This is a genomic window from Romboutsia faecis (assembly GCF_014323405.1).
In the GTDB taxonomy this organism is placed as follows: domain Bacteria; phylum Bacillota; class Clostridia; order Peptostreptococcales; family Peptostreptococcaceae; genus Romboutsia_E; species Romboutsia_E faecis.
This window is the reverse complement of sequence record NZ_JACRWE010000001.1, coordinates 533877-549160: the sequence shown is the minus strand read 5'-3', so window position 1 is coordinate 549160 and position 15284 is coordinate 533877. Positions and strand designations below refer to the sequence as shown.

The 15284-nt window shown below is 24.5% G+C and carries 12 protein-coding genes and 1 tRNA gene; 10 read left to right on the top strand and 3 right to left on the bottom strand.

Going from position 1 to position 15284, the window contains the following annotated elements; all coding sequences use genetic code 11:
• Positions 1-55: 55 nt before the first annotated feature.
• Together H8923_RS02635 and H8923_RS02630 are read left to right on the top strand one after the other, a co-directional pair.
• Positions 56-2767, top strand: coding sequence for an ATP-binding protein (locus H8923_RS02635; protein WP_153925644.1), 2712 nt, complete (start codon positions 56-58; stop codon positions 2765-2767).
• Positions 2768-2787: 20 nt separating this feature from the next.
• A complete protein-coding gene (locus H8923_RS02630) occupies positions 2788-5592 on the top strand; it encodes a PAS domain-containing sensor histidine kinase (RefSeq protein ID WP_172976695.1) in 2805 nt (934 codons plus the stop codon).
• Positions 5593-5651: 59 nt separating this feature from the next.
• On the opposite strand, the gene H8923_RS02625 is transcribed toward H8923_RS02630, so the two are convergent.
• Entirely contained in the window at positions 5652-6713 is a 1062-nt protein-coding gene (locus H8923_RS02625) for an FAD:protein FMN transferase (RefSeq protein ID WP_153925640.1), read from the bottom strand.
• A gap of 62 nt (positions 6714-6775) precedes the next feature.
• Here H8923_RS02625 and H8923_RS02620 point away from each other — a divergent pair, with 62 nt between their 5' ends.
• The 4 genes from H8923_RS02620 (at position 6776) to H8923_RS02605 (ending at position 9177) form a co-directional block, all read left to right on the top strand.
• Positions 6776-7147 (top strand): NusG domain II-containing protein, encoded by a 372-nt coding sequence (locus tag H8923_RS02620; RefSeq protein WP_153925638.1) that lies wholly within the window; start codon positions 6776-6778, stop codon positions 7145-7147.
• A gap of 28 nt (positions 7148-7175) precedes the next feature.
• Positions 7176-7850, top strand: coding sequence for a uracil-DNA glycosylase (locus H8923_RS02615; RefSeq protein WP_153925636.1), 675 nt, complete (start codon positions 7176-7178; stop codon positions 7848-7850).
• Positions 7851-8120: 270 nt separating this feature from the next.
• A complete protein-coding gene (locus tag H8923_RS02610) occupies positions 8121-8948 on the top strand; it encodes a 3D domain-containing protein (protein ID WP_153925634.1) in 828 nt (275 codons plus the stop codon).
• Positions 8949-9080: 132 nt separating this feature from the next.
• A tRNA-Sec gene (locus H8923_RS02605) sits at positions 9081-9177 on the top strand.
• Positions 9178-9193: 16 nt separating this feature from the next.
• On the opposite strand, the gene H8923_RS02600 is transcribed toward H8923_RS02605, so the two are convergent.
• Positions 9194-9949: a hypothetical protein gene (locus H8923_RS02600; protein WP_153925633.1), complete on the bottom strand. Its 756-nt coding sequence runs from the start codon at positions 9947-9949 to the stop codon at positions 9194-9196.
• An 87-nt stretch (positions 9950-10036) separates the two neighbouring features.
• Here H8923_RS02600 and H8923_RS02595 point away from each other — a divergent pair, with 87 nt between their 5' ends.
• The gene (locus tag H8923_RS02595; RefSeq protein WP_153925631.1) at positions 10037-10741 is read left to right on the top strand and encodes a tRNA threonylcarbamoyladenosine dehydratase; all 705 of its coding nucleotides are present in this window, start codon (positions 10037-10039) and stop codon (positions 10739-10741) included.
• A 124-nt stretch (positions 10742-10865) separates the two neighbouring features.
• Here the strand turns inward: H8923_RS02595 and H8923_RS02590 are convergent, their stop codons facing one another.
• Positions 10866-11615, bottom strand: coding sequence for a ComEC/Rec2 family competence protein (locus tag H8923_RS02590; RefSeq protein ID WP_317982800.1), 750 nt, complete (start codon positions 11613-11615; stop codon positions 10866-10868).
• Positions 11616-11915: 300 nt separating this feature from the next.
• On the opposite strand from H8923_RS02590, the gene H8923_RS02585 reads away from it, so the two are divergent.
• The 3 genes from H8923_RS02585 (at position 11916) to H8923_RS02575 (ending at position 15240) form a co-directional block, all read left to right on the top strand.
• The gene (locus tag H8923_RS02585; RefSeq protein WP_187127836.1) at positions 11916-12821 is read left to right on the top strand and encodes a DUF2156 domain-containing protein; all 906 of its coding nucleotides are present in this window, start codon (positions 11916-11918) and stop codon (positions 12819-12821) included.
• A 3-nt stretch (positions 12822-12824) separates the two neighbouring features.
• Positions 12825-13982, top strand: coding sequence for a GNAT family N-acetyltransferase (locus H8923_RS02580; RefSeq protein WP_153925627.1), 1158 nt, complete (start codon positions 12825-12827; stop codon positions 13980-13982).
• Between the two features lie 133 nt (positions 13983-14115).
• Positions 14116-15240, top strand: coding sequence for a ComEC/Rec2 family competence protein (locus H8923_RS02575; protein ID WP_243239215.1), 1125 nt, complete (start codon positions 14116-14118; stop codon positions 15238-15240).
• Positions 15241-15284 lie beyond the last annotated feature (44 nt).

Genomic DNA, 15284 nt, shown 5'->3' with positions numbered 1-15284 from the left:
AAAATATATAGTATAATTGAGGTAGTATTAAATTTAGGGGGATTTATAAAAAGGTATGTATATAAATACAAATAATGAAAAAGATGAAAAGGTTACTCTAATTGTCTTTATAATACTTATAGCGTTATCTATAGTTGTAAAAGATAAGGTACAGTATATAATGTTCATACAGAGTTTGTATGCAGCACTATTAACTGCAGTAGGTATTATTATAATAAAAACTATAAAATTTAATCCAAATAGAGGCACAATTTTTTTAGGACTTATTTTTACAGTAACAGGGAGTTTAGAAACTGGATTTATTTTAACTAATTTAGGAACTAATTATTTTATTTTTAATTCTGTAAGTATGTTTTTTTACATGCTTATAGAAATACTTCAACTTCTAGGAATTTATTTTAGTTTATGTATAAGAATGGATACTACAAAGAAAGAGAATATATTTTTGTCTTTTGTAAAAATAGCAGCAATATCTTTGCTATGCTCCATTGCAATAACATATATATTCAAGCTAGGTATAAGGGAGATAAGTTTAAGTGTAGTTTTAGAAAATAGTATAACAATTTTGACTTTAATAGTATGTAGTGTAGTATTTATAAAGATAAGTAACATGGATAAATATAGTATTGAGAGATATTTCATAGCCAGGATTACTTTTTTATTTATTTTTTCTAGAATCATTATGTTAACGTTATTTATATTAGATGATATAATTAACGCATATTTTATTAGTAGGTGTATTATGAATATATCCATTTATTATTTATATAAGTATATTGTGTATATAAATATAAAAAAGCCTTATCAAGAATTGAATAATATTAACAAGGTATTAAAAGAAAAAGCAAATATTTTAAATTATAATAATGAAAGATTAATACAAGAAGTTAAGAGAACTCAGATGATTAAAGATTCTCTTAGAATGAAGAATGAGAAATTAAAAGCTACTATTAATAGCGCAATGAATCCAACCATTATTTTTTCGGATAAAAAAGATATAATATACAAAAATAAATCTTTTATAACGCAATTTAGTTTGTATGAAAATTGTAATATATCTCAAATGTTAAAATTTAAATTTAAAAAATACGAGGATATATTAATAAGTATAGATTATGTCATTAAAAATAATCAAGAAGTAAGACTCACTATAGAAAGTAATGATTTTAGGTATTATCAAGTTATGCTAACTCCTTTTGAGATAAATGGACAAAGTGAGTGCTGTTTATGTATTTTTATAGACAAAACAAAAGAAATGAAGTTTGAGAAAGAAATTGTATCTACAAATTTATGTTATGAGAATTTTCTAGAAAGTGTTACAGATGGAATTATTCTCTTAGACGGTTATAACATACTATATGCAAATAATGAGTGCATAAATATGTTTGATGGTGATTTATCACAAATTGACTTATTTATAGAAGAAAATCAAGAATATAAAGAAGATGTTTATATTATAAATGGTAGAGAAATGTATGTAGATATGATTTACTCAACATATAATAAAAATAAGAAAAGCATTGTTATAAGAGATATAACCGAAAGAAAGTTAGCTCAAAAGAGACTAAGAGAATCAGAAGAGTCTTATTCAAAGCTTATAGATATATTGCCAGATGGTATTTGTTTATTAGATAGAAATTTAGATATTAAATATTTAAATAAGTCTTTATTGAACATTATAAATGTAGACGAATGGAAAGAGTCTAATAATTTCAGTATTAGGAATATAATTAAATTAAGTACAGATGAAGAGGTATCTTTCTTAAAAAATTTAAAGAAAGTTATTAATAATAATCAGTACATAATCTTATTGAATAAGCAAGTTATATCAAAAAATAATGAATGTATAGATGTAGAAATAAATGCACTGCCATTTTCAATGGGTAGCGACAGTAAGTATGTTATGTTGATAATTAAAGATTTAACTGATAAAAAAACAACTGAATTAGTAGAAAAGGAATTATCTGAAAGATTAGAAATAGATAAGATAAAAACTGAATTTTTTACAAATATGTCTCACGAGTTAAAAACGCCTTTAAATGTAATTTTTAGTTCTAATCAATTATTAGAATCATTTTATAAAAATAAAAAAATTAATGATTACAATGAAAATGTCAATAATCATATAGCTTTAGTAAAGAATAATTCTTATAGGCTTCAAAGACTAATAAATAATATTATAGATTTAACAAAGTTAGAGTCTGGGTATTATAAGTTAAACTTATCTAAAAGTAATATTGTAGCTCTGGTTGAAGATTTATTTATGAAGATTGAAAAATACGCGAAAAAGAAGAATATAAGTTTAATATTTGATACAGAATCAGAAGAAATAAATATGTTTATAGATGAAGCAGAAATTGAAAGAATTATGTTAAATTTACTATCGAACTGTATTAAATTTACTCCTGACAATGGGGAAATATGTGTAAATATATATGATAAAGATAAGAGTATTTTAATAAGTGTTAAAAATACAGGGGTAGGTATTCCGAAGGACAAGCTAAATATAATATTTGATGAATTTTCTCAAGTTGATAAAACTCTTTCGAGGAATACAGAGGGCAGTGGTATCGGTTTATCTTTAGTTAAAAAATTAGTTGAACTTCATAACGGAACAATAAATGTGCAAAGTGAAGAAAATAAGGAAACAGAATTTATAATAACTCTAAATAAGTTAGAATTTGAAAATTTAGAAACTCAGAAAAATAAATCGATTTATGATACTGAAGAAAAAATAAATATAGAATTTTCAGATATATATTATTAGGATAGATGGGGAGATCAGATATGAACAGGTTGGATAATATAGAAAAAAAGTCGTCTATTCTGTTAAATGTTTTCAATGTAGTAATTTTTATTTTACTTATTTATTTAAGTTATGCAAATAAGCAGCTATACTCCGTATCGGTCATTATATCAAGGTTAACATTGAGTATATTGATAATAACATTTACATTAGGTATAGGTAGTTTTAGATTCGATTATGTGAATCTAATAGGTATTGTTTATATTTTGTCTAATGTAATGTATATTTGTAGTATACTGTTATTTTCAAATATGAGATATTTATCAGAATCGATATTAATAAAAAATATTTTAGAATCAGCAACTATTTTTTTTATTATTGATAGTTTCTATAAAAAAACAATAAAATGTAAAACTAGAGAAAATTCAATATTAATTTATTTTATATATTGTACTTTTATATTAGTTATGTATTTTAATATAACGCATAACAAAAATATAGCTAATTTTAATGAAATGAAATTTAATGGATTTGAAATTATATTATTAATAAGTATGATTTTATTAATGATAACTATGATAAGAAGTTTAGCTTATATTAAGCAGAAAGAATCCTTTTTAGAAAACAAAAAACTCAAGTTAATAAATAGAGTTATCTTGTTAAAAATGCTATATTTTATAGGATTATTCTATATAGCGAATAAAGATACACATGCAAATGTAGTTTATACATTTATAGAAGCTATAAGTATTTTAGAAACTTACTTTATATATAAAATAACTGTTGAATCTAATTTAATGAATCCATATATAAGAAAATTAAAGATTAATAAGATTATAAAAGAACAGTCATTAAAGCATCAACAAGTAAGTAATGTATTACAGAGGAACATTAAAGTACAAGGCGAAATGAAAAAAGAGATGGAATATAAGGATGATTTCCTATATAGATTGTTATCATTTACACCTAATGGATGGATAGTATTTGATAAAAATAAAAATATAAAATATTTTAATGATACATTAAAAAAAATATGTTCATATGAGGAATATGATGATATTCAATTAGCTCTTAAAAATACGATAATTAACTATGATGAATTTATTCGCTATTTAGATTTGTTAGGTATTGGAACAGATTCGATAGAGTGCGAAGTGATAACAATTACTGAAGAGTACTATAAGTGCATGTTTTCTAAATATGAAACTTCGGATGAAATAGTATGTATTCTATTAGATATATCTAATGAAAAAAAGATGTTAAATAACTTAATAGAATTAAAACAAGAATATGAAGATCTGATAACTAATATAAAGAGTCCGATAATTATTTTGGATGAAGATAACAAAACAGTTTTATTCAGTGAATCATATAAAGAAATTTTTTCTGAATTTGATATATATGAAGAGGATTTAGATTTATATCAACTGTCTAGTAATATAAATGTAAAAGCACTAAACAATAATGAACTTTACAATGATGGATTGTTTAGATACAGAGTAATAGATAAAAAAGGAAATATAATCTGGCTAGAATCAAAAACAACAATTTATTATGAAGGTGATAAAAAGTATACTATAATAAGTTATAGTAATATTACTTATTATATGAATAACAGATATATGATTAAAAAAAGTGAGGATATGTATAAAGCTTTATTAGATAGAATTCCAGAAGGAATATATTTAGAAGATATAGAAACCAATAAATATGTTTATATAAATAAAAAATTTAAGGATATATTTGGTTTAGAGTCTGGATTAAAAGAGTATCCTGGAACTTGTAGATTAGATTTTATGAGAGTTCATCCTGATTATGTTAATGAAGCTAAACATACTTTTAATAAAGTGAAATCTGGTGAAACTAGTGAGTACTATAGGATAAAATATTTAGATAAAAATGACGATATTATAGATACTCAAGTAGCGAGTATACCTTTTAAGGTTAATAGGAAAACACTTAAACTTACTATAATAAAAGATATGAATGATATTATAAAGCTAGAGTCATTGAAAACACAGATTATAGAAAGAGAAAAGAGAGATCTTATAAAAATGCAGTTCTTTATAAATATGTCTCATGAATTAAAGACACCTTTAAATCTTATATTTACAAGTACTCAGTTAATAGAAAATCTATATAATAAAAATAAAATATCTGATGATCATGGGATTATTAAAAAACATGTAGATTTAACAATACAAAATAGTTATAGATTAATAAAGATAATAAATGATTTAATTGATTTTACTAAAATGGAATCTGGTTTTTATCAATTAAGATTAGAAAATAAAAATGTTATCGTTCTTATAGAAGACATAGTTATGTCTTTTGCAAATTATGCTGATAATAATGGAATTAATCTTATATTTGACACAAATGTAGAAGATTTAATTATGTCTGTAGATGTTAATTCAATAGAAAGAATTATACTTAACATTTTATCTAATGCAATTAAGTTTACTGGTGAAGGTGGTAGTATATATGTAAATCTTATATATGAAGATAATAAAATAAATATAATAATAGAAGATACTGGAATCGGAATACCAGAAGATAAATTAGAACATATATTTGATAGATTTAATGATGTTAACAAAGGATTTATTGGTAATGTATATGGTAGTGGTATAGGACTATCCATGGTAAAGTCAATGGTTAACTTAATAGGAGGGACTATTGGTGTTGAAAGTAAGCTTAATGTAGGAACTAAGTTTACGATAACTATGGATGTTGATGTATTAGAAGAAGAGCATAATTACATTGAAAATTATGAAAATATATCTAATATAGAGCGATTAACCGTAGAAATAGCAGATGTATATAAAGATGCTAAAGTAAGATAACTATGAAAATACTAGGATAAAATGTGATCTATATTTTATCCTAGTATTTTTACTTATTTTTATTTTAAAATAATATCTTTATTTATAATTTTAAAAGAATTATCTGTAAGATTAAATTTGTTTTTTATATTTGAAGTTAAATATATTTCTTTATTCTTTGTTATTAAAATAGCATCAACATTATCCAAGCTCTCTATAAGATCGAAGCCTTTCTCTAATCCTAGTCCAAATACAGAAGTTGACAAAGCATCACATATTATAGATTTATTTGATATAATTGTTACACTGCTTAGCTCGTTTTCAAAAGGATATCCAGAATATGGATTTAAAATATGATGATAAATTTTATTTCCTTTTTGAATATATCTCTCATAGATTCCGGAAGTAACAACTGATTTATTGGTAGTCTTAATATTTCCAATAGAATTTCCTCTAGGTAAGGTGGGATCTTGTATACCTACAGTGAAAGGGTCTTTGTGATTTTTACTTCCTAAAGTATATATATTCCCACCCAAATTAACTATAGCGCTTTTTACATTATTCGCTTTTAGGTAATCAACTATAATATCTGCAGCATATCCTTTAGCTATAGCTCCTAAATCTATTCTCATATTGCTTTTGTTTAATTTTATGGATTTGTTAGATTCATCTAAAATGATATTTTTGTAATCTACTAAATCTAATATATTTTGGATTTCTTCTACCGATGGTACATTTGAATTTTTAGTTCCTATTCCCCATAAATCAGAGATTGGGCCTATTGTAATGTCGAAATTACCATCTGATAGATTTGAATACCTAATTGCTTCCTTTATAACAAAGAAAGTATCATCAGATACATTAACGAAATTACTTCCAGCGTTATTATTAATTTTAGATACATCACTACCTGGAATAGTATCACTCATTTTATTTTCTATATCTTTTAGAATTTCATCACAGTGATTTAGTAATTTTTCACTTTTTGATTTATTTATTCCTAAAATAGTTACTTCATTAATCGTCCCTAGATAGTAATATTCTCTGCTATACTTATTTTTTGTATTTGAGGAATTGTATAATAAAAAAGTTATAACAAAGACTATAGCAGTAGATATAAGAAGAGTTTTTTTTCTTTTCATATGTGACCCCCTGATAATTTATGTTATATTTAATTATAGCATAATATTCCAGGGGGGTATAAATGAAGAAAAAAGATATTTTATTAGTTAGTAGTATTATATTTATGATTATAGTTCTTTTTATAGTGAATAATAATATTGATAAAGAAAAATCAGAAGCTATAGAGATATATGTTAATAATGAAATATACAAAACTGTATCAATCAATGATGAAGAAGATTTAATTATAGAGACAGGATCTGAATATAACCACATAAAGATACATGATGGCGGAGTTGAAATGGTAGATGCATCTTGCGCTGATAATGTGTGTGTAGATACAGGATTTATAAGTAAAATAAGCGAAAGAATCGTATGTATGCCTAATAAGGTTGTTATAAAAGTAAAAAAATTAGAAAGTATAGATAATAAAGAAGATGTAATATCTGAATAAAAAGAATTTAAGACAAGTAGGTGCTAATATGGTAAGGCTAAATAATGATTGGGATGATTTATTAGAAAAAGAATTTGAAAAAGACTATTATGTTAAATTAAAAGAATTTCTTAAAAATGAATATAAGACAAATTTAATTTTTCCAAATAAGGAAAATATATTCGAAGCTTTAAAGAAAACTTCTTATAAAGATACTAAGGTTTTAATTTTAGGGCAAGATCCGTATCATGGAGAGGGACAAGCGCATGGTTTAGCTTTTTCTGTTCAACCAACAGTGAAAACTCCACCATCACTACTAAATATATATAAAGAGCTGAGAGATGATTTGGGATGCTATATACCTAATAATGGTTATCTTATACCTTGGGCTAATCAAGGTGTGTTATTACTAAATACAGCTTTAACAGTTAGAGCTCATGAAGCGAATTCTCATAAAAATAAGGGTTGGGAAATTTTTACTGATGAGATAATTAAGATACTTAATAAAAGACAAGATCCTGTAATATTTGTTCTATGGGGTGCAAATGCTAGAAAAAAGAAAACTTTTATTGATGAAGATAGACATTTTATTTTAGAAGCTCCACACCCAAGTCCGTTATCAGCTAGTAGAGGATTTTTTGGTTGTAAGCATTTTTCAAAAATAAATGATATCTTAATAAAACTAGGTAAGACACCTATAGATTGGCAAATAGCGAATATATAAAAAAATCTATGAAAAAATAATCAAAATAATATCAAAATTTCATAAAAAAGTAACGAAAAGGTTACAAAGATAAAATGTGCTTAAATAGTTGAAAATACTAGTTAAGCACATTTTGTTTTTTTTGTCAAGTTGACAAAAAGTATCAAAATGGTTACAATTTATTTATCGAAGGCATGAATAAGAAACGAAAATATAAAAGATTCAGGCAATAAATAAAAATGTAAAATGTATGATTTTAATATAGAATTAAACTTTTAGGAGGAGAAAATTATGAATTTGAAAAAGAATAAGATGATTAAAAGTGCGTTTCTGACCGGTATGGTATCAATAACTATATTAGGGGGATATTCAGCATTAAATAAAGAAGTAACATTAATTGTGAATGGAGAAGAAAGGCAAATATCTACATTTAAGTCTGATGTTCAAGATCTTTTAGTGGCGGAAGGTATTAAATATGATAAGAATGATATAGTAACTAAAGACTTAGATGAAAAATTAAATGATGGTATGAAAATAGAGATAATTAATGTCACTGAAGAAGTTATAAAAGAAATAAAAAGTATTCCTTTTGAGGTTAGTGTTATAGAGGATAAAGATTTATTAAAGGGACAAACTAAGGTAGAAGAAGAAGGTAAGTCAGGAGAGAATCAATTGGTTTATAAAATTACTTATCATAACGGAAAGCAAGTAGAAAAGACATTTGTAGAAGAAATAGTATCTGAAAAGCCAATTAATAAAATAATAAAAAAAGGAACAAAAGTTGAAGAAATTAAGGTGGCGTCATCAAGGGGAGAGAGCTCAAGAAAAGTTTCTTCAAATACTAATGGTAAAGGTAAGCATATGTCAGTAGTGGCAACAGCTTATACTGGGCATTCAATAACTTCAACTGGGAAAAAGCCAAAATGGGGAACTATAGCAGTTGATCCTAAAGTTATACCTTATGGAACTAAGGTTTATATACCTCAATTTAACAAGACATTTATAGCTGAAGATTGCGGAGGAGCTATAAAAGGAAATAAAATTGATATATTTATGAATGATGAATCTTCAGTATATAACTGGGGAAGAAAAACTATAGATGTATATATTGTAAATTAAATTATATTATTGAAAAATGTCATGCTCAAATAGTAATTATATTTGGGCATTTTTTAATAAAAAATTCATAAAATATGAATTTATTGATAAAAATAGGAAAAAATGATATTATTAGTTTTATAAGAATAATATGGGGATGGATGGGTGCTGGTGTTCCCTCTAGTCTTCAAAACTAGTACGAGGAGTTAAGAGCTTCTTGGGTGGGTTCGATTCCCACGCATTCCCGCCAATAATAAAAAAGAACTCTATTTAGAGTTCTTTTTTATAGAAAAACACTCTATATCTGGATGCCATTCATAAATTTCTTTTTGTGTAGTTTTTTTATCTTCTATAAACTCATAAGAATTAGTTAAATTTACATATATACCTTTGTATGATGTTATAGTGTTGATACAAAGTACTCTAGGTAAATCTCCTTCTAGATAATCAATTGAGGAGATTTCAATTTCTTTTGTAACTTCATTATTATTAGAAACTCTATCTTTTGTTATTTTTTCCATATATATATTTTTATTAAAAACAGGTATATAAGTATTATTCTTATTAAAGAAAATTTCTAAAAATTCTCTTTGAGTAAAGTTTGTTGATGGATTAGAATCGGATTGTTCAACTACAATAAAATCTTTATAAAAATAAAAATTTTTAATATTAGATAAGTTATCAATAATACCTTGAAAATTATAATTGGAACTATCTATAATATCATAAATTGCTATAAATGAGAATTGCTGTGGTAAAGATAATATATAAGCAATTTTATTTGAAGTATTATTGGGTATACATTTAATAGTTTTTAAGTTTATTAAATTAGCGTAAGGTATAAGTGTATCTTTATTTGCATCTTTTAAAATCTTAACTATTAAAGTATAATTATCATTATTGTAATTAACAATATTATCATAAGCCATCGATACATATTTATCGAAATTATATTTATTAGGTAATTGAATACCTATAGCTATGAAAAATGACATCAACAACAGAATTATTAAATTTTTCAAATTAACCCTCCTTTTTTATAGTTTTGGATTTAATTGAAAAATATATTCTGTTAATAAAAAATAAATAGGCAGAGGAGTAGTCATAATATGGAAAAGAACTTTACAATGAGAACGTCACTTATTATAGGTGAAGATGGAATTGAAAAATTAAAAAAATCGAAAGTTATAGTTTTTGGAGTAGGTGGAGTTGGTAGTTTTGCTGCTGAAGCTATAGCAAGAGCCGGAGTTGGAAATTTAACAATAGTCGATTTTGATGAAGTAGATATAACTAATATAAATAGACAGTTACCGGCACTTCATTCAACTGTAGGAAAGAGCAAAGTTGAAGTTATGAGGGATAGAATCCTAGATATAAACCCAGATATAAATTTAAGAGCTGTAAAAAAATTATATAATGCAGAAACTAGTGATGAGATTCTTTGTGAAGAGTATGATTATGTAGTTGATGCAATAGATATGGTAACATCTAAAATAAAGTTAATAGAAACTTGTAAAGAAAAAGGATTTAATATTATAAGTTCTATGGGTATGGGGAACAAATTAGATCCTACTAAAATAGAAGTTACAGATATACATAAAACTCATACTTGTCCATTAGCAAAGGTTATGAGAAAAGAGCTAAAAGATAGAAGAATAAAAAAACTAAAGGTAGTTTATTCTACAGAACAACCTATTGAATTAAAGCATAAAATAATGAATGGTAAGAAAGTGACTCCAGGAAGTATATCGTTTGTACCATCTGTAGGTGGATTGATTATAGCATCTGTAGTTGTAAATGATTTAATTAAATAATTTCTTGCTTTAGGCTTAATTATAAATTACTTTTCGTATGTGATATTTTCATACAAAGAACAACTTATAATTAAGCCGTTTTTAATTAGTACTTGATTTTTACTGATTAGTATTAAGTAGCTTACTACTTATATTTATGTTTTGTAGTAATTGTTGACCCATCACTGTAGAATACCATATCTCCATTAATATCAGTTCTATATGTTAGTACGTTATTTTCTTCTAATGTATCTAGTGTAGATTGATGAGGGTGTCCATATTGATTCTTATACCCACAAGATATCACAGCTACATCTGGACTGGTTTTATTTATAAACTCTGCTGTAGAAGAGGAACTACTACCATGATGAGCAACTTTTAAAAAATCAACATCATTTAAATTAAAAGAATTTATTATATCGATTTCATTTGTTTCTTCACAATCTCCTGTAAACAAAAATGATTTATTTTTGTAGTTTAAGTTGAATACTATTGAGTTTAAATTATTATCTTGTTGAATATATGATGGACTTAAAACTAGTAAATTTATATATTCATCTACATTCAATGTATCACCTTTAAATAAATAATTAATATCTAAGTTTTTATTTTTACAAGCTTTAATAAGATTTTTGTAAGAAGAGCTATTAGGATTTTGATCTGGCATGTAAATACTTTTGACATCGAATTTATCAACTACATAATCTAAACTGCCTATATGATCAGAATCAGGGTGTGTTGCAATAATAATATCTAAAGACTTTACTTTTTCTTTTCTTAAATAACTTTTAATTATATGTTCACTATCTTCATTTCCTCCATCAATTAAAATTTTTTTGTCTGAAGGAGTCTTTATTAGTATACTATCACCTTGACCAACATCGATTATATGCACAGATAAAATTTCTTTTTTGTCACAACCAGAGAAAAGTGCTATTATAATAATTATTAGTAAAAATTTATAATACTTGGATATAAATACCACCACCATTCTTTACATGTTTATAAAAATATAATATGGGTAATATAAACATGTAAAAGTTTATCAATTTTCATTTTGAACAAATAAGTATAAATTAATACGATAAAACAAAAAATAGGTTATTTATATAGACTTTAAGGAATGCATTAAAACTAGGAGGATTTTATGTTATTAAGAAATATAGATATGTGTGTTAAAGAAAAAGATGAGGTTATAGTCTTTAAAGATATAGATATAAGTGCAAAAGAAAAATTACAACCTTATTTTGATATGGTCAATTATGAAGCATGTGAATATTGCTTTGCAACTTTATATATGTGGCAACATCTTTATAAAACAGGATATTATATAGGGGATGAATTTGCTGTCCTTGTAGGTGAATATGAAGGTGATACATTTTCGATATTACCACTTGCTAAGAAGGAAAGACTTCCTGAAGTAATAGATTTTGTATTTGATTACTTTAAAAATGTAAATAAAAAATTGTATTTCAGAGGTGTAACTCAGGAAATAGTCGATTATCTAAAAGAGAATTATAAGGATAAATTTGAATATATAGAAGAAAGAGATTTATTTGATTATATATATGATGCAGAAAGCATGAGAACTTTAGGTGGTAGAAAAAATCAAAAGAAAAGAAATCATATAAATTACTTTTTAAAAGAGTATGAAGATAGATTTGAATATAGATTGTTAAATAAAGAAGATTTTAATTCTTGCTTAGAGTTAGTTAAGAAATGGGCGAATAATAAAGAAGAAAATAATGAATATGATGAGGGGATGGATGAAGAACTTATAGGCATAAAAAAAATATTTAATAATTATGATATTTTAAAAGATTGTGTAAAGGTAGGTGGAATATTTATAGATAATAAATTAGAAGCCTTTACTATTGGAGAACTTTTAAATCCTAATATGGCCTTAATTCATATAGAAAAAGCAAATCCAGATATAAGAGGATTATATCCTTTTATAAATCAACAATTCTTGGTAAATGAATTTAGTGAAGTTGAATTTGTAAATAGAGAAGAAGACTTAGGTATACCTGGACTTAGAAAAGCAAAACTTTCTTACCATCCAGTTCGATTTGTTGAAAAGTATACTGTTAGGGAGGCATAAATTATGAAAATAAGATATGCTAAAGAAGATGAAAAAAATAATATAAGAGAAATTTGGGACTACTGTTTTAATGATAGTCCTAAATTTACTGACTATTATTTTGAAAATAGATATGATAAGTGCAATACGGTTGTAGTTGATGAAAATGGTGAGATTGTTTCATCTTTGCAGCTAAATCAATATAAGATTAATTTAAACGGTAAATACTATGATACATCTTATGTAGTAGGTGTATCAACTTTGCCTCAGGTAAGAGGTAAAGGTTATATGAAAAATATAATGGAGTTTACTTTAGAAGAATTGTATAAGAAAGATCAATTGATATCAATTCTAATGCCTATAGACTATAGGCTATATAGAAAATATGGATATGAGCATTGTTATGATCAAATTGAATATAGTATTGATATAGAAAGTCTAAAATATTTTAAAACAAGCGGTATAATGAAAAAAGCGACTTTGAGGGATCTAGATTACCTTGTAGATATATATAATTCATTTTTAGATAATGTAAATGGGAATATAAAAAGGGATGAATTATATTATAAAAATTTATTTGAAGAAGTAAAAAGTGAAGGTGGACATGTATATATTCATCAAGATAGAGAAATAGATGGATATATAATATATTTCCTAAATGATGATAATATGTTTGTAAGAGAATTATTTTACAAAAATATAGATTCATTAAAGTCTATGTTAAAGTTCATATACAATCATAATACTCAATGTAAATCTGTAATAATTTCAACACCTATAAATGATAAAATAAGATTTATTTTGGACAATCCTAGAAATTCTACGATAAAAATAAAACCTTTCATGATGGGGAGAGTTATAAATTTAGAAAAATACTTAAAAGATTTGGATATTGAAAGTAACCTAGAAGAAACTATAAATATATCTATTAAAGATGATTTTATTGAAGATAATAATGGAGTTTTTAGAATAAGTTTAAAAGATAAAAAATTGACAATAGAAAAGGGTAATTTTGAATATGATGTAGAGTTTAATATTAATACCATATCACAATTAGCATTTTCATACATAGATGTATCGGAAGCATTTATTTTAAATAATTTAGATGAGAATAAAAAAGTAAAAAGTTTTTTAAGTACAATATTTTCTAAAAAAGATAATTATATAAATGAATATATATAAAAGTGCCATAAGGCACTTTTTTTATTTTAAGTAAGTTAAAAAATATTTAAACTATGGTTAAATGAATATGGTAGAAATGGTTTAAAAAATTTAAAGGTGATGATAATAAAAAATAAAAACATTTGGAGGGTGAATGAGAAGGCCGTTGCTCATAATGTATATAATTTTATTATTTATAACGCTTATTTATACAAAGGTTAAACCTATAGATAATAAATTTAGTGAAAATGAAATAGTAGTAGTAAGAGGTGTTGTAAAGGATAAAGTTGAAAAAGAAAAGTATGATCAATATAAATTAGGAAAATTTTTAGTAAATGACTATAGTAAAAATAAAAATTTAGATGTTGGTAAAGTCGTAAAAATAAATGGTAATTACAAATCATTAGATAATATGAAGTTTGAAGATTTCGATTATGGAAGATATATAAGAAGTACAGGGTATGAAGGTATAATATATATAGATAAATATGAAATTATAAATAATAATAGTGTGTATTCATTTATAAGTAACACAAAAAAATATATAAGGGATACATTCAGATATTTATACAAGGACAAATCAGATTTTATAAATTCTATAATATTAGGTGAAAAAGAATATCTAAGTGAAGATGAAAAGGAGATGTTCACTAGAAGTGGAACTAGCCATATTATAGCTATATCTGGGCTTCATACTGGACTATTCTGTGGTATTATAGCTTTTATAATCGGAGGAATAAATAGATATTATAAGTTATTTATTTTATCTATATTGATGATTATATATTCTTTAATGGTAGGTTCTTCTCCATCTATTATTCGTTCGATATTCTTTGTGATTGTACTATATTTATCTATATTCTTAGATAGAAAGAAAGATGGTATATCAACTTTATCATTGATAGGAATATTTTTTATAATAAATAATCCATATATTATATATAATATAAGTTTTCAATTGAGTTTTCTTGCTACATTGTCTATAATATACTTCTATGGTTATATAAATCAGATATTTAAGATTAGTTTAGTATCATTAACTATATCTGCAAATATATTAACGGTGCCATTAATATATTATAATTTTAAAGGAATACCATTATTCACAATAGTAAGTAATATGATAATTGTTCCTTTTATGGGAGTTATAATATATTTAAGTGTTGCAAGTATAATTATATTTAAAATAAACCTATGGGTAGCGAAGTTAATAGCTTATTTTAATAAATATATTATAGATATAATATATTATAGATATAATATATTATTTATTAAATAAGATAAGTATATTTAATTTCGCCTATATTGAAATAGATAATCCCA

Coding starts and splice junctions, on each gene's coding strand:
- H8923_RS02580 (WP_153925627.1), top strand. CDS start 12,825: ATGAAAATAAGATATGCTAAAGAAGATGAAAAAAATAATATAAGAGAA.
- H8923_RS02630 (WP_172976695.1), top strand. CDS start 2,788: ATGAACAGGTTGGATAATATAGAAAAAAAGTCGTCTATTCTGTTAAAT.
- H8923_RS02610 (WP_153925634.1), top strand. CDS start 8,121: ATGAATTTGAAAAAGAATAAGATGATTAAAAGTGCGTTTCTGACCGGT.
- H8923_RS02625 (WP_153925640.1), bottom strand. CDS start 6,713: ATGAAAAGAAAAAAAACTCTTCTTATATCTACTGCTATAGTCTTTGTT.
- H8923_RS02575 (WP_243239215.1), top strand. CDS start 14,116: ATGAGAAGGCCGTTGCTCATAATGTATATAATTTTATTATTTATAACG.
- H8923_RS02620 (WP_153925638.1), top strand. CDS start 6,776: ATGAAGAAAAAAGATATTTTATTAGTTAGTAGTATTATATTTATGATT.
- H8923_RS02595 (WP_153925631.1), top strand. CDS start 10,037: ATGGAAAAGAACTTTACAATGAGAACGTCACTTATTATAGGTGAAGAT.
- H8923_RS02635 (WP_153925644.1), top strand. CDS start 56: ATGTATATAAATACAAATAATGAAAAAGATGAAAAGGTTACTCTAATT.
- H8923_RS02615 (WP_153925636.1), top strand. CDS start 7,176: ATGGTAAGGCTAAATAATGATTGGGATGATTTATTAGAAAAAGAATTT.